The organism is Pseudomonas sp. SDO524_S393 (assembly GCF_054071875.1).
Genome location: NZ_JBSVVZ010000107.1, coordinates 1 through 13,561 on the forward strand (window position 1 = coordinate 1; position 13,561 = coordinate 13,561).

At 59.0% G+C, this 13,561-nt stretch carries 14 protein-coding genes; 9 read left to right on the forward strand and 5 right to left on the reverse strand.

What is annotated here, in order from left to right; all coding sequences use genetic code 11:
* Positions 1-77 precede the first annotated feature (77 nt).
* Genes ACW9IB_RS28100 through ACW9IB_RS28110 form a run of 3 tightly spaced genes read right to left on the reverse strand, consistent with a single transcriptional unit; the run spans position 78 to position 3,659 of the window.
* A complete protein-coding gene (locus tag ACW9IB_RS28100) occupies positions 78-656 on the reverse strand; it encodes a cob(I)yrinic acid a,c-diamide adenosyltransferase (protein WP_457416537.1) in 579 nt (192 codons plus the stop codon).
* Between the two features lie 2 nt (positions 657-658).
* On the reverse strand, positions 659-2,695 hold the full coding sequence (locus ACW9IB_RS28105; RefSeq protein ID WP_457416539.1) for an ATP-binding protein: 2,037 nt from the start codon (positions 2,693-2,695) through the stop codon (positions 659-661).
* A 46-nt stretch (positions 2,696-2,741) separates the two neighbouring features.
* Positions 2,742-3,659 (reverse strand): putative 2-dehydropantoate 2-reductase, encoded by a 918-nt coding sequence (locus ACW9IB_RS28110; protein WP_457416541.1) that lies wholly within the window; start codon positions 3,657-3,659, stop codon positions 2,742-2,744.
* A 123-nt stretch (positions 3,660-3,782) separates the two neighbouring features.
* On the opposite strand from ACW9IB_RS28110, the gene ACW9IB_RS28115 reads away from it, so the two are divergent.
* Both ACW9IB_RS28115 and ACW9IB_RS28120 read left to right on the forward strand, forming a co-directional pair.
* Positions 3,783-4,268 carry a YajQ family cyclic di-GMP-binding protein gene (locus ACW9IB_RS28115; RefSeq protein WP_457367127.1) on the forward strand — a complete coding sequence of 162 codons (486 nt, stop codon included), beginning with the start codon at positions 3,783-3,785 and terminating at the stop codon, positions 4,266-4,268.
* A gap of 136 nt (positions 4,269-4,404) precedes the next feature.
* A complete protein-coding gene (locus tag ACW9IB_RS28120) occupies positions 4,405-5,247 on the forward strand; it encodes a mechanosensitive ion channel family protein (RefSeq protein ID WP_457367128.1) in 843 nt (280 codons plus the stop codon).
* A gap of 188 nt (positions 5,248-5,435) precedes the next feature.
* Here the strand turns inward: ACW9IB_RS28120 and ACW9IB_RS28125 are convergent, their stop codons facing one another.
* The gene (locus ACW9IB_RS28125; protein ID WP_457367129.1) at positions 5,436-6,707 is read right to left on the reverse strand and encodes an OprD family porin; all 1,272 of its coding nucleotides are present in this window, start codon (positions 6,705-6,707) and stop codon (positions 5,436-5,438) included.
* An 868-nt stretch (positions 6,708-7,575) separates the two neighbouring features.
* Here ACW9IB_RS28125 and ACW9IB_RS28130 point away from each other — a divergent pair.
* Complete coding sequence (locus tag ACW9IB_RS28130) at positions 7,576-8,001, forward strand: HIT domain-containing protein (RefSeq protein ID WP_457367130.1); 426 nt, start codon at positions 7,576-7,578, stop codon at positions 7,999-8,001.
* A gap of 16 nt (positions 8,002-8,017) precedes the next feature.
* Positions 8,018-8,224, forward strand: coding sequence for a SlyX family protein (locus ACW9IB_RS28135; RefSeq protein WP_457367131.1), 207 nt, complete (start codon positions 8,018-8,020; stop codon positions 8,222-8,224).
* A gap of 85 nt (positions 8,225-8,309) precedes the next feature.
* On the opposite strand, the gene ACW9IB_RS28140 is transcribed toward ACW9IB_RS28135, so the two are convergent.
* Positions 8,310-8,912: a cold shock domain-containing protein membrane protein gene (locus ACW9IB_RS28140; protein WP_457416543.1), complete on the reverse strand. Its 603-nt coding sequence runs from the start codon at positions 8,910-8,912 to the stop codon at positions 8,310-8,312.
* 429 nt (positions 8,913-9,341) lie between these two features.
* On the opposite strand from ACW9IB_RS28140, the gene ACW9IB_RS28145 reads away from it, so the two are divergent.
* From ACW9IB_RS28145 to ACW9IB_RS28165, 5 genes are all read left to right on the forward strand, one after another.
* Complete coding sequence (locus ACW9IB_RS28145; protein WP_457416545.1) at positions 9,342-9,815, forward strand: Dps family protein; 474 nt, start codon at positions 9,342-9,344, stop codon at positions 9,813-9,815.
* A gap of 184 nt (positions 9,816-9,999) precedes the next feature.
* Complete coding sequence (locus tag ACW9IB_RS28150) at positions 10,000-10,341, forward strand: ribbon-helix-helix domain-containing protein (RefSeq protein ID WP_457367134.1); 342 nt, start codon at positions 10,000-10,002, stop codon at positions 10,339-10,341.
* A gap of 171 nt (positions 10,342-10,512) precedes the next feature.
* Positions 10,513-10,734 (forward strand): FmdB family zinc ribbon protein, encoded by a 222-nt coding sequence (locus ACW9IB_RS28155; protein ID WP_060539757.1) that lies wholly within the window; start codon positions 10,513-10,515, stop codon positions 10,732-10,734.
* Positions 10,735-10,841: 107 nt separating this feature from the next.
* On the forward strand, positions 10,842-12,617 hold the full coding sequence (gene aspS / locus ACW9IB_RS28160) for an aspartate--tRNA ligase (RefSeq protein ID WP_457367136.1): 1,776 nt from the start codon (positions 10,842-10,844) through the stop codon (positions 12,615-12,617).
* A gap of 131 nt (positions 12,618-12,748) precedes the next feature.
* Positions 12,749-13,495, forward strand: coding sequence for a YebC/PmpR family DNA-binding transcriptional regulator (locus ACW9IB_RS28165; protein WP_457416547.1), 747 nt, complete (start codon positions 12,749-12,751; stop codon positions 13,493-13,495).
* Positions 13,496-13,561 lie beyond the last annotated feature (66 nt).

Below are 13,561 nucleotides of genomic sequence, written 5' to 3' on the forward strand. Positions count from 1 at the left end.
ACATTTGATTTGTGAATACATTCAAGTGTGGGAGCTGGCTTGCCTGCGATGAGCCCAAATCAGTCACCACCAAATTATCAATGGGGCTTGGCGGCCGCCTGCCACAACACCTCGGCCACACCTTGGCGCTTGGCAATGACCCGGGCTGCCACAAACAGCAAATCCGATAGTCGATTGATATACGCCAACCCCACCCCTTCCAATGGCTCCACCGCGTTCAACTGCTGACACCGTCGCTCCGCACTGCGTGCGAGGCTGCGACACACGTGGGCCTGGGCGATCAACGCCGAGCCACCGGGCAGAATGAAATTCTCCAGCGGCCCCACTTCCTCGTTCCAGCGGTCAATCGCCGCTTCCAGCCTATCCACTTCCGCCGCGTTCAACGCTTTGTACACCGGCATCGCCAGTTCGCCGCCCAGATCGAACAAACGATGCTGGCAAGGCGTAAGCACTTCGACCACGTCCTTTAGTTCCGGGTGCTTGCCGCTCTGTTCTTCCAGATTGGCCAACAGCAGCCCGAGCTGACTGTTCAGCGTATCGACTTCGCCAATCGCTTCGACCCGTGGGTGATCCTTGGGGACGCGACGGCCATCACCCAGGCCGGTTTCGCCTTTGTCGCCAGTGCGGGTGTAAATCTTCGACAGGCGAAAGCCCATGATCAGTGCTCCAGTGGGGTCAGTTCGGCGGGCGGCAGTTGGCTGCCGGCCAAGGGCAGGCGCAGGGTGAAACAGGTGCCCTGGCCAGGGGTGGAATGCACTTCCATCTGGCCTTTGTGGTTATTGGTGATGATGAAATACGACACCGACAGCCCAAGCCCGGTGCCCTGGCCGATTTCCTTGGTGGTGAAGAACGGTTCGAAGGTGCGCTTGCGCACGTTTTCGCTCATGCCGATGCCGTTGTCTTCCACCTGGATTTCGGCCCATGGCGGGTTCAGTCGGGTGCGCAAAATAATGCGGCCCGGCTCGTGGTCGTCTTCGCGCAGGTGAATGGCCTGAGCGGCGTTTTTCAACAGGTTGAGCAGCACTTGTTCCAGTTCGTTGGCGGTGCCGGGAACCGGGCCGAGTTGGGGGTCGAACTGGCGGACAATCGCCTGGCCCTTGAAGTCGAAACCGATGGTCAGGTCAAAGTCGTTGCCGGCGATTTCCACGGCCTGATCGATCAATGCCGGCAAGTCGCAGGGCGCCATCTGGCGGTTGCTGCGGCGACTGAAGCTGAGCATATGGGTGACGATCTTCGCCGCCCGCGCACCGGCCTGCTGGATGCCGTCCAGCAACTGCGGTACTTCGCGGCTTTGCAGGTAGCGGTTGACGGTCTCCAGTTCCACGCCCGTCTGTTCGGCGTGTTCCAGATTCTTCGGCAGGTCGGGGGACAAGCGGCGGCGGATGTTCTGCACGTTATGCAGGATCGCACCCAGCGGGTTGTTGATTTCATGGGCCATGCCGGCAGCCAGGCCGCCAACGGAGAGCATCTTCTCCGATTGCACCATCATTTCTTCCAGGGACAGGCGCTGGGTGATGTCGTCGATACGGATCACCACCCCGCGCCCGGCACCGCCTGTCAGGGGGTAGAAGGTCAGGGCATAGTGTTTGGGTTCGTCGTCCTTGATCCAGGTGACCCGCTCGATCCGCTCTACGGTGTGCTGCTCCACGGTGGCGCGGATCTGCGGCAGATAAGGCTTGAGCGGTTCGAAGGCGAGGTAGATCGGTTGGTTCAGCGCTTCATCCAGTCGTGTGCCGGACAGTGCGCTGGCTTCCTGATTCCACTGCGTCACGTAGAGTTGTTCATCCAGTGCGATCAGCGCCGAGGGCATCGAGTCGATAATGCTGTTCAGGTAATTCTGAAACCCGGTGAGTTTTTTCTCGATCTTGCTGCGCACCTGGACTTCCAGTTCCAGCTTGCGGTTGGTGTGGCGGGTTTCTTCGGCCAGGCCCTGGGCCTGGTCGTAGGCGGCCTGGGAGTCGTCCCGCGCGCGTTTGAGTTGTTGTTCACGGGCTTCGATGCGCGACAGCATGGTGTTGAACGCTTCGGCCAGGCTGCCGATTTCGTCGTGGTTGCCACGGCTCGCCCGCAGGGCGTAGTTCTCTTCCCGCGTTACCTGGCGCGACAGCTCTTCCAGCTCGTGGATCGGTCGGGTGATCAGGCGTTTGATCTGGCGGGCGATGATCAGCCACAGCAGCACACTGAAAATCAGGATGCCCAGGCTTGCGGTGAGGGTACCTGTATAAAACGCCACCGGCAGTTCGCTGCTGGCCACCAGCAGCAAATGCCCGGAGGCTTGGCCCGCTCGCGGCAAGGTGATGACTTGATTGCTGCGAAACTCGGTAACGCGCCACGCCTCGATATGCCGGTAGTTGTCCGGCAGGTGCAGGCGGTCGCCGTGTTGCATCTGCGCCAGGCGATTGCCTTCGCCGTCGTACAGCGCGGCGGCGCGCAAGGGTGAGTAGCTGGTCAGCTCGTTGAGCAGGGCGTCGGCCTTGTCCGGCGACTGGAGTGCCTCGGCGGCCAGGGCGGGGTTGGACACCAGACGGCCAATGGCCTGCAACGCCTGGGGGGCCATGCTTTCCTGGGAGATCCAGTAAGCGGCGCTGATAAATGTGAGGTTGGCCACCAGCAGTACAGTGGTCAGCAATACCAGCAAGGCGGCCAGCAGTTTTTGCCCGACCGGTAGGTTTTCAAGACGCTGGCGCAGTGGCATCAGGGTTTTCGCAGGTAATAGACATTCAGTCAGGGTAGCGCGTGCCTCAGTCGCTGGGCAATCCGCGTGCGTGCAAGTGCTCGACCAGCCGCGCCTGGACCTGTTGCAGGTGCGGCAAAATCAGTTGATGACGTGCAGCGGCCTGGCAGGCGTACCCCAACAGGTAGCTGATTTCGGTACGTCGGGCACTCGCCACGTCCTGATACATGGAAGAATAGTTGGCGGCGGTGGCCTGGATCACCCGTTCCACTTCGCTGTGCAGGTCCAGCGCAGCGGCAGGTTGACCGCAGCATTCCAGCAGTTCGGTCAATTCGGCGCACAGGGTGGCAACTTCACACTGATGGTCCTGCAAACCGCCGTTGCGGCACTGGTAAAGCACCGTCAGCGGGTTGATCGCGCAGTTGAGCGCCAGCTTGCGCCACAGGCGCGTAAGAATGTTGGTGCTCCACTCGTGGGGGATACCGGCCGCGTCCAGGTCGTCAAGCCATAGCGGTGGAGTGGGGTGGCTGGCGTCACCCAGCCAGGTGTAGCCATGCCCGGCAAACACCACACGCCAGTCGCCGTCGCGAAAGGCACCCTCGGTACTCGAGGCAAACACACAACGGGCCTGGGGCAACTGCGCAGCCACCGCATCCTGGCTGCCGAGGCCATTTTGCAGCAGGATCAGTTCAGCGTCGGGCGCCAGCCGATGGTGCAACTGAGCGATGGCCGCCTGGGCGTCGTAGGCTTTGCAGGCTACCAGCAGCCGATGAATCGGCCCAGGGGTGTCGCACGTTTCGCCGCTGATCGGGTAGGTATGGGCAACGCCGTGTTCCACCAGGGTCAACCCGTTCGCCGCCTGGTAGCTGGCCAGGCGCGCTTGATTGCGCAGGACCAGCCTCACCGGCAAACCGGCGCGGGCCAGCCGTGTGGCCCAGAGGGTGCCAAGGCTGCCAGCGCCAAGAATGTGCCAGGGGGTCGACATGTGTTTGTGCTCCGTAGGGTCGCTCACGGTGAACGGGGCGAAAGAACCGCTATAATGCCCCGGCATTTTAGCTCGGGCGCGCTCCATCTCTACTGAGCCCGCCCCTTATATTGGAGAAATGACATGCCTTCGTTCGACGTGGTATCCGAACTGGACAAACACGAAGTCACCAACGCCGTCGAGAACGCCGTCAAGGAACTGGACCGTCGCTATGACTTGAAAGGCAAGGGCAGTTTCGAATTCAAGGACAAGGAACTGACCGTCAACCTGACCGCTGAAGCCGACTTCCAGCTGGAAGCGATGATCGAAATCCTCAAGCTGGCCCTGGTCAAGCGCAAGATCGATGTGCAGTGCCTTGAAGTCAAGGATTCCTTCGCGTCGGGCAAGGTGATGAAGCAGGAAGCGGTCCTCAAGGAAGGCATCGACAAGGAGTTGGCGAAGAAAATCGTCGCTCACATCAAGGATGCCAAACTCAAGGTTCAGGCCTCTATCCAGGGCGAACAGGTTCGGGTGACCGGCAAGAAGCGTGACGACTTGCAGGAAGCGATCGCGGCCCTGCGCGCTCACTCATTCGGCATGCCGCTGCAGTTCAATAACTTTCGCGACTGATGGCACGCTGGGGAACCTGCGGGCGTTTTTGACGTCCCACGCCCCAGAACCTGCGCCCACCATTGAGCCCTAAGGGGCTCAATGGCGTTAATGGGCATTCAAAAATGCCGCACATCCGCTAGACAGGAGAAGGTAGATGGATTTGAACGCTGAAGTGGATCACTTGATCAAGACCTCGCAGTCCTGGATCCCGATGATCATGGAATACGGCAGCCGGGTATTGCTGGCGATGATCACCCTGGCTATCGGCTGGTGGCTGATCAACATTCTGACTCACCGCGTAGGGCGTCTGCTGGCGCTACGTAGCGCAGACCTGGCGCTGCAACACTTCATCACCAGCCTGGCCAATATCGCGCTCAAAGTCATGCTGGTGGTCAACGTCGCCTCGATGATCGGCGTGGCGACGACTTCGTTCGTCGCCGCGATCGGTGCTGCGACCCTGGCCATCGGCCTGGCGCTGCAAGGCAGCCTGGCGAACTTCGCCGGTGGCGTGCTGATTCTGCTGTTCCGTCCGTTCCGCATTGGTGACTGGATCGAGGCACAAGGCACTTCGGGCACTGTCGACAGCATCCAGATCTTCCACACCGTGCTGCGTACCGGTGACAACAAGACCGTGATCATCCCCAACGGCAGCCTGTCCAACGGCATCATCACCAACACCAACCGTCAGCCGACCCGCAAAGTGGTGTTCGACGTAGGCGTGGACTACGAGGCCGATTTGCAGAAAGCCCGCGGGGTGTTGCTGGAACTGGCCAAGGACCCCCGGGTATTGGCCGACCCGGCCGCGGTGGCAGTGGTCTCGACCCTGGGCGACAGCTCTATTACGGTTTCGCTGCGGTGCTGGACCAAGACATCCGATTACTGGGATGTGGTGTTTATGTTGAATGAATTGGCGCGTGATCGTTTGAAAGAGGCGGGTATTGATATTCCGTTTCCACAACGCGTTATTCGAGTGATGCAAGATCCTGTCGCAAAGTAATCGAAGATAATGTTATCGAACTTGGCCTTCAGGTCAGGTTCGATACAAACAATTTATCTAGATAGTTTGCTTGCTATTTATCTGGCCGCAGACAGATACCAATAAAAAAGCCGCCCCTTTGCCAACAAAGGGGCGGCTTTTTTGTTTGAGGCCGAAGCCTCAAGTCATCGTTGCAATCAAACTATCGATTACAAGATGTTCAGCGGGTATTGCGCGATCAGACGCAGTTCGTCGATCGACGCCGAACCGTAGTACACGCCGTCAGACGAACGATAGGTCGCTTGACGTACGCGCAGGCTCAGGTCTTTTGCCGGGCCGCTCTGGATCACGTATTTGGCTTCGATGTCGCGTTCCCACTCTTTGCCGTTCGAAGTTTCGGCGGTGTTCGCGCCGGTACCTTTCACGTAGCGAGTCATGAAGCTCAGGCCTGGGATGCCGAAAGTGGCCATGTTCAGGTCGTAGCGAGCCTGGAACGATTTCTCGTCTTCAGCGTTGAAGTCGGAACGGGCGATGGAGTTGGCCAGGAAAATGGTGCCGCCGCCGTCTACGCCGTAGCCGTAGTCACCGTCACCGCTAACCTTCTGGTAGGCCAGGGTAAAGGTGTGAGCCTGGATGGTGTACGCGCCTTGCAGGCTGTAGGCACGGTTGTCCAGTTTGGTGGTGCCGTCTTTTTCTGCGCGTTGCAGGCCAAGACCGTCGCTTTTGGTGTTGTAGATGTTGAAGTCCACCGCCAGGGACTGATCCGAGCCCATGGCGTGGGTCCAGTTCAGGTTGGCGTAGGTTTTCTTGAAGTAGTCTTCGGTTTTTGCGTAGTACAGGCTGGCGCTGACTTCTGGCGTCAGAGCGTATACGCCACCGATAAAGTCGGTTTTGGTCAGGCCCAGGCTGTCACGGAAGGTTTGCGCTTGTGCCCGGCTGGAAGTGAAGTGACCGGCTTCCAGTTTCAGGTCCTTGATCTCGCTGCTGGTCAGGGAGATACCCTGTGGCAGCTCTGGCAGCAAACGGCTGTCATCGGAGGCGAATACCGGTGCGGTGGTGTACTGGTCGCCGACTTTCAGGACGGTATTGGAGATACGGAATTTAACCGCGCCGCCGCCTTTGGAGTAGTCGTCTTGCGAGCGACCGTCGGAGCCGGTAGGGAACAGGCCGGTGCCGGAGCGACCTTTGCCGCTGTCCAGTTTCACGCCCAGCAGGCCGATCACGTCAACACCGACCCCGATGGTGCCCTGGGTGTAGCCGGATTGGAACAGGCCGTTGAAGCCCAGGCCGGTTTCGTTGACGCGGCTCTTGCCGGTGTCATTGTTACGGAAGTCGCGGCCAAAGTTCAGGAGGCGAGTGTTGATGCTGAAAGTGCTGTCTTCAACAAAGCCCTTGGAATCGTCCTGGGCGGACGCCATTGCGAACTGCGAGGTGCCTGCTGAAACAGCCAGGGCGATCATGCTCCACTTCATCACGCGCATCGTGATTTGCTCCTTTGGTTTTAGGAAGAGTACTGCCGTCCCACCTGTATTTTTGTCTGGGCGGCTCTTTCTTTTTGTGTCGGCGCAAACTTATCTCACGCTGACAATATTGGCGATACTTGCCTATCTATCCTTTCAGCTTCTTTACGAGCCTGTCGTGAATGGCTAGGTCCATGTCGCAATCTTACAGTCCGGATGTAACGGGACTGACAACTTCAATACTGTATTTAAACCGTTAAAAGCGTGCCGCAGGACATACTTTCAAAGTTGTAACGCTTCCATGAAGTGCATTGAAACAAGGGTGTTGTCATCGCGAATCACCTGCTTCCCTCCAGGTGCCGTTACCGACGATAAAGGGATGAATGCAACAAGCGTGCACAAACCGGTAACCGAATGTCATTTTTCGTGAAAAACGTCTGCGCTTCGTGAAAACCGCATAAGCACGGGGTTTTTACGCCGATTGGTTTGGCCTTCACGTCTGTAATCTTTGTCTGTCCAGTTGTTCATAAATCCTGAACCTGGGGAAAACGTTACCGGTTCACCCTGTCAGTGGGTACTTCGTGGATCCCTTTTACACAGGCATGGGTCATTTTGGTGCATCTACGCCGGCGGCCAAGTCGTCCCATGATGGCCCAATGCCTCATTCGCTAAGGCGTCTGTATGGCGGCTTTTACCTCGGGCTTTCATTTTGTAGCTGGCGATTGACCGGAGGATTGGTCATTGAGCGTAGTCGAAATATCCCGTTGTCTCGAAATGGTGCGTATTTTTTGTCCTGTGCTGACGCGAGTGCCTGGCCGTCGGCGTGAAGCGGCTGCCATTCGCAGGTATGCTGTGCCCTGAACCTGACCTGCCGAACGGAGTGCCCGCGGTGTTCGCTTTAGACCAACGCCTTCAACAAGACACAGTGGCTATCGGGGATTTCCCCTTGTGCCGCCTGCTGCTGTCCAATGATTCAAATTACCCCTGGTTCATCCTGGTGCCGCGCATCGACGGTATCAGTGAAGTGTTTCAACTGGATGTCGCTGACCAGCAGCGGCTGTGGCAGGAAACGACGGCCTTGGCCCAACGGCTGAATGAAGGCCTGGGCGCCGATAAAATGAACATCGGCGCGCTGGGTAACGTGGTCAGTCAGTTGCATGTGCACGTCATTGTGCGCAAACGCGATGACGTCGCCTGGCCGGCACCGGTCTGGGGCAAGCATCCTGCGCAGCCTTATACCGACGATCAGGTGTCGGCTATCCGGGCGCGCCTGCGCGAGCTGTTGCCCGCCGACTTCATCTTTACCCAGGCCTGAGTGGCGGGACGGAATTATGGATTTGCAAGATCGCGTGATGGACCTGGAGAGCCGCCTGGCTTTTCAGGACGACACCATCGAGACCCTCAATGACATCCTGGTCACCCAGCAGCGCGCGGTCGAGCGCCTGCAATTGCAGATGACGGCACTGCTCAAGCGCCAGGAAGAGATGGGCGGGCAGTTCGAGACGTCCGAAGAGGAAGCACCGCCGCCGCACTACTGATCAGCCTGTCATTGACAGGAAGCATAAAAAAACCGCGATCCAGCCAGGCTGGATCGCGGTTTTTTTCATGCGGCGAACGCCGGGATCAGCGACGCGGCAGTGCAGCGATCACGTCTTCGGCCTGCAGGCCTTTGTCGCGATTCATCACGGAGAACTCCACGCGCTGGCCTTCCACCAGGACACGATGGCCTTCGCCGCGAATGGCCCGGAAGTGGACGAAGATGTCGTCGCCCGAATCCCGGGAAATAAAGCCGAAGCCTTTGGATGTGTTGAACCACTTGACGGTCCCGGTATCCCGGTTGGACATGTCGTAGTTTTGCGACGCGGCCGCAGGGGACGAACGGTAGAAGCTGATGGCCAGGTGAAGAACCAGAGCGACCGCAGCAATGACCAGGCTGAGCAGGATGGCCGGGTGGCCGCCTACTTCAGGCATGGGCGCCAGAAGGGTGAGGGTTTGTACGACAACGGTCAGTACCAGCAGCGCACTGACCAGGTTTTGCAGTTGATGGCGCGTACCTTTGCTCCAGTAAGGAATCGCGGGTGCCAGCGTCAGGTTGAGAAGGCCGAACAAGGCCAGGTACAGAGCGTCGTGTTGTTCCAGGTAGGGAGGACTTCCCTCTTGCAGGCTCGGTATAAAGGACAGCAGCAACGCTGCAACGCCCGTTACTAGGTGGACGATTTTCAACATTTTGATTAACTCACGTTAAGACGGATCACAAGGAAGAGCTGATTGGCACGGTTCGCTTCAGAACAATGGAAGGCGTTGGGCACGTGCGCGGGTATCAGCCTATGTCGCCTGCCGCATAAATGAACGGCGACGACACGCCGCCTATTTAACAGCAAAGGCTGTGCCTACTCAAATCAAGCATTTCCGGGTGTTACAGGGCTTGCGGCATTTCTGCGTCAAACGCTTGTCCTAGACAGGTGCAGGCTTTTTGAGCGGCTGTGTGGGATTTTTCCTGGCAGGGCACAAGCCATGCACACCGCAGGCAGGCGTGCCACAGCGGGGCGATTTGCCGCACCTCGGCCGGTTGCCCCGGGCTGCACAGGGTCGGCACTCTTGCTAGAGTGGAACGGCACCTGATCAATGAATGCTGGACAATTGAAGGGGATAAACATGGCAATCGATATCGGTATCAGTGAAGAAGACCGTAAATCCATCGTCGATGGGCTTTCACGGCTGCTTTCCGATACCTATGTACTGTACCTGAAGACCCACAACTTCCATTGGAACGTCACGGGCCCCATGTTTCGTACGCTGCACCTGATGTTCGAGGAGCAGTACAACGAACTCGCGCTGGCAGTGGATTCGATTGCCGAGCGTATTCGTGCCCTGGGCTTCCCGGCGCCGGGCGCCTATTCCATCTATGCACGCCTTTCTTCCATCAAGGAAGAAGAGGGTGTGCCGAGTGCACAAGAGATGATCAAGCAACTGGTCGATGGTCAGGAGGCGGTGACGCGTACCGCTCGCGGCATTTTCCCGTTGCTCGACAAGGTCAGCGATGAGCCGACGGCCGACTTGCTGACCCAGCGTATGCAGGTTCACGAGAAAACCGCGTGGATGCTGCGCTCGTTGCTCGAAAACCCGTAAACCGAGTCAAGGGCGGCACCCCCGGGCGGGGTCGCTGCCCGCGCTTCCCGACATGCCCGTTGGCTTGTCCTACGATCATCGACTCCGCGTCTTCTGGTTGCCTCTGTGTTCCTGATGTTTCATTGAGCCATCAATCCTTGGGACTAGCCCGGGGGTTGCCGTTTGGCAATGGAGTGTCAGGTATATGTCACGTGGAGTGGGTAATGGAGTGATGGAAGCCGGTGGCTTTCATAAGATAAGGGTCGACCCCTTTGCAAAGGGGTTCGACATGGGGCTGGCCAGGCCATTGTCCCGGTCGGTCAGGCTCAACGGGTTTTCCACCTGCCTGCGACTGGAGCAGGTGTACTGGAATATTCTTGGGGAAATCGCCAGGCTCAATGCCTGTTCGGTCAGTGCGTTGCTGTCTTACGTCGACCGGGAAGTGCATTTGCGCTATGGCGGTGTGAAGAACTTCAGCGGGTTGGTCAGGGTTGTGTGTGTGGCGCACTTGCTCAAAGGCTGTGTGGCGGCGTGCGACCCCGGGTAATTCGGTCCTCCTCGGGACTTGTCTGTTGATCCGGCGGGGCAGGGCTCGGGACAGAAAGCCGGCTGCGCTGCCTCGATTTACCAGATATAATCCCGCGCTTTGCTGCGCATGCCGGGCTTTATCTGCAAGGCGGGCGCAGCGCGGTAACGATCAGATCGCCGAGACACCGCCATGCCCATGTACGACTATCAATGCGCTTCCTGTGGTCATCAACTGGAAGCCATTCAGAAGATCAGCGACGCGCCGCTGGTCGATTGCCCGGCTTGCCAGGCACCGGAGCTCAAGAAGATGTTGTCCATGCCGGGATTTCGCCTGAGCGGCAGCGGCTGGTACGAGACCGATTTCAAGACGGGTTCGAAGAAGAACCTGGCGGGCGGCGACAAAGCAGACTGAGTTGAACTCTACGCGCAGGCTCCTGCATTATCCGTCCCCTGCTTTAATGTACGGTGACGAGGCGGGCCTCCACCGAATTTCGAATTACGAGAAGTGAAACCACTACCATGATGCGCAGCCACTATTGCGGCCAATTGAACGAGACCCTGGAAGGTCAGGAAATCACCCTTTGCGGATGGGTTCACCGTCGCCGCGACCACGGCGGGGTGATCTTCCTCGATATCCGTGATCGTGATGGTCTGGCTCAGGTGGTGTTCGACCCGGATCGCGCCGAAAGCTTCGCCGCCGCCGACCGCGTGCGCAGCGAGTACGTCGTGAAGATCACCGGCAAGGTTCGCCTGCGTCCGGCCGGTGCCGTGAACAAAAACATGGCTTCCGGCGGCATCGAAGTGCTGGGTTACGAGCTGGAAGTGTTGAACGAAGCGGAAACCCCGCCGTTCCCGCTCAACGAATACTCCGACGTGGGCGAAGAAACCCGCCTGCGCTACCGCTTCCTGGACCTGCGTCGTCCGGAAATGGCCGAGAAACTGCGCCTGCGCTCGCGCATGACCACCAGCATCCGCCGCTTCCTCGACGAAAACGGCTTCCTGGACGTCGAAACGCCGATCCTGACCCGCGCTACGCCAGAAGGTGCGCGTGACTACCTGGTGCCGAGCCGTACCCACGCAGGTTCGTTCTTCGCGTTGCCGCAATCGCCGCAACTGTTCAAGCAACTGTTGATGGTGGCCGGCTTCGACCGCTACTACCAGATCGCCAAGTGCTTCCGCGACGAAGACTTGCGCGCCGACCGTCAGCCGGAATTCACCCAGATCGACATCGAGACCAGCTTCCTCGATGAAAAAGAGATCATGGGCCTGACCGAAAAAATGATCCGCAACCTGTTCAAGGAAGTGCTGGGTCTGGAATTCGGTGAATTCCCGCACATGACCTTCGAAGAAGCCATGCGTCGCTATGGTTCCGACAAGCCGGACCTGCGCAACCCGCTGGAACTGGTGGACGTGGCCGACCAGTTGAAAGAAGTCGACTTCAAGGTGTTCAGCGGCCCGGCCAACGACCCTAAATGCCGCATTGCCGCCTTGCGCGTGCCAGGTGGCGCGAGCATGCCTCGTAAACAAATTGACGATTACACCAAGTTCGTCGGCATCTACGGTGCCAAGGGCCTGGCGTACATCAAGGTCAATGAGCGTGCCAATGGCGTGGATGGCCTGCAGTCGCCAATCGTCAAGAACATCCCCGAAGCCAACCTGAACGTGATCCTGGATCGTGTGGGTGCCGTCGACGGCGACATCGTGTTCTTCGGTGCCGACAAGGCCAAGATCGTCAGCGAAGCCCTGGGCGCGCTGCGCATCAAGCTGGGTCACGACCTGAACCTGCTGACCTGCGAATGGGCCCCGATGTGGGTCGTTGACTTCCCGATGTTCGAAGAGAACGACGACGGCAGCTTCAGCGCCTTGCACCACCCGTTCACCGCGCCGAAGTGCTCGCCAGCGGAGCTGGAAGCCAACCCGGCGGGCGCGCTGTCCCGTGCCTACGACATGGTGCTCAACGGCACCGAGCTGGGCGGCGGTTCGATCCGTATCCACCGCAAGGAGATGCAACAAGCGGTGTTCCGCCTGTTGGGCATCAACGAAGCGGAACAGGAAGAGAAATTCGGCTTCCTGCTCGACGCGCTGAAGTACGGTGCACCGCCCCACGGTGGCCTGGCCTTTGGCCTGGACCGTCTGGTGATGCTGATGACCGGCGCCCAGTCGATCCGTGAAGTGATCGCGTTCCCGAAAACCCAGAGTGCTGCGGACGTGATGACCCAGGCTCCGGGTGTGGTGGATGCCAAGGCGCTGCGCGAGCTACACATTCGTCTGCGCGAGACGCCGAAGGCTGAGTAAGGCCGCTGCGTGAAAGCGCATTGAGGTTTACGCAGTCTAAAAGGCGCATCTTCGGATGCGCCTTTGCGTTACAAGGGGTAAATCCCGCACGGCGGGATCATCAAGGTTTCTAGAGAATTCGGAGTTGTGTAATGGCTGGCCATTCCAAGTGGGCGAACATCAAGCACCGCAAAGAGCGTCAGGATGCCAAGAAAGGCAAGATCTTCACCAAGTGGATTCGCGAACTGACCGTCGCGGCCCGCCAGGGTGGCGGTGACCCGGGTTCCAACCCGCGTCTGCGCCTGGCGCTGGACAAGGCGCTGGGCGCCAACATGAGCCGCGACATCATCGACCGCGCCGTGGCCCGTGGCGCCGGTGCGGCCGACACCGACGATATGGTCGAACTGAGCTACGAAGGCTACGGCCCGGGTGGCGTGGCGGTGATGGTCGAATGCATGACCGACAACCGTAACCGCACCGCAGCCGCTGTGCGCCATGCGTTCAGCAAGTGCGGCGGCAACCTCGGCACGGACGGCTCGGTGGCTTACCTGTTCGAGCGCAAGGGGCAGATATCTTTCGCGCCGGGCGTGGACGAAGACGCGCTGATGGAAGCGGCGATGGAGGCGGACGCCGACGACGTGGTGACCAACGAAGACGGCTCCATTGACGTGTTCACCTCGTTTGCCGGTTTCTATGCTGTGCGCAACGCCCTGGAAACCGCCGGTTTCAAAGGCACCGACGCAGAAATCGTGATGCTGCCGACCACCAGTGCCGAACTGGACCTGGATGGTGCGCAGAAAGTGTTGAAGATGCTGGATATGCTCGAAGACCTGGATGACGTGCAGAACGTGTATTCCAATGCCGACATCCCGGAATCCGTCGCCGAACAGCTTACCTGAGCATAATGAATATCTCTGTGGGAGCTGGCTTGCCTGCGATGGCATCACCTCGGTTTGACAGAAACA

Coding starts and splice junctions, on each gene's coding strand:
- ACW9IB_RS28120 (WP_457367128.1), top strand. CDS start 4,405: ATGGATTTGAACGCTGAAGTGGATCACTTGATCAAGACCTCGCAGTCC.
- ACW9IB_RS28115 (WP_457367127.1), top strand. CDS start 3,783: ATGCCTTCGTTCGACGTGGTATCCGAACTGGACAAACACGAAGTCACC.
- ACW9IB_RS28165 (WP_457416547.1), top strand. CDS start 12,749: ATGGCTGGCCATTCCAAGTGGGCGAACATCAAGCACCGCAAAGAGCGT.
- ACW9IB_RS28150 (WP_457367134.1), top strand. CDS start 10,000: ATGTCACGTGGAGTGGGTAATGGAGTGATGGAAGCCGGTGGCTTTCAT.
- ACW9IB_RS28125 (WP_457367129.1), bottom strand. CDS start 6,707: ATGCGCGTGATGAAGTGGAGCATGATCGCCCTGGCTGTTTCAGCAGGC.
- ACW9IB_RS28110 (WP_457416541.1), bottom strand. CDS start 3,659: ATGTCGACCCCCTGGCACATTCTTGGCGCTGGCAGCCTTGGCACCCTC.
- ACW9IB_RS28105 (WP_457416539.1), bottom strand. CDS start 2,695: ATGCCACTGCGCCAGCGTCTTGAAAACCTACCGGTCGGGCAAAAACTG.
- aspS (WP_457367136.1), top strand. CDS start 10,842: ATGATGCGCAGCCACTATTGCGGCCAATTGAACGAGACCCTGGAAGGT.
- ACW9IB_RS28140 (WP_457416543.1), bottom strand. CDS start 8,912: ATGTTGAAAATCGTCCACCTAGTAACGGGCGTTGCAGCGTTGCTGCTG.
- ACW9IB_RS28135 (WP_457367131.1), top strand. CDS start 8,018: ATGGATTTGCAAGATCGCGTGATGGACCTGGAGAGCCGCCTGGCTTTT.
- ACW9IB_RS28100 (WP_457416537.1), bottom strand. CDS start 656: ATGGGCTTTCGCCTGTCGAAGATTTACACCCGCACTGGCGACAAAGGC.
- ACW9IB_RS28155 (WP_060539757.1), top strand. CDS start 10,513: ATGCCCATGTACGACTATCAATGCGCTTCCTGTGGTCATCAACTGGAA.
- ACW9IB_RS28145 (WP_457416545.1), top strand. CDS start 9,342: ATGGCAATCGATATCGGTATCAGTGAAGAAGACCGTAAATCCATCGTC.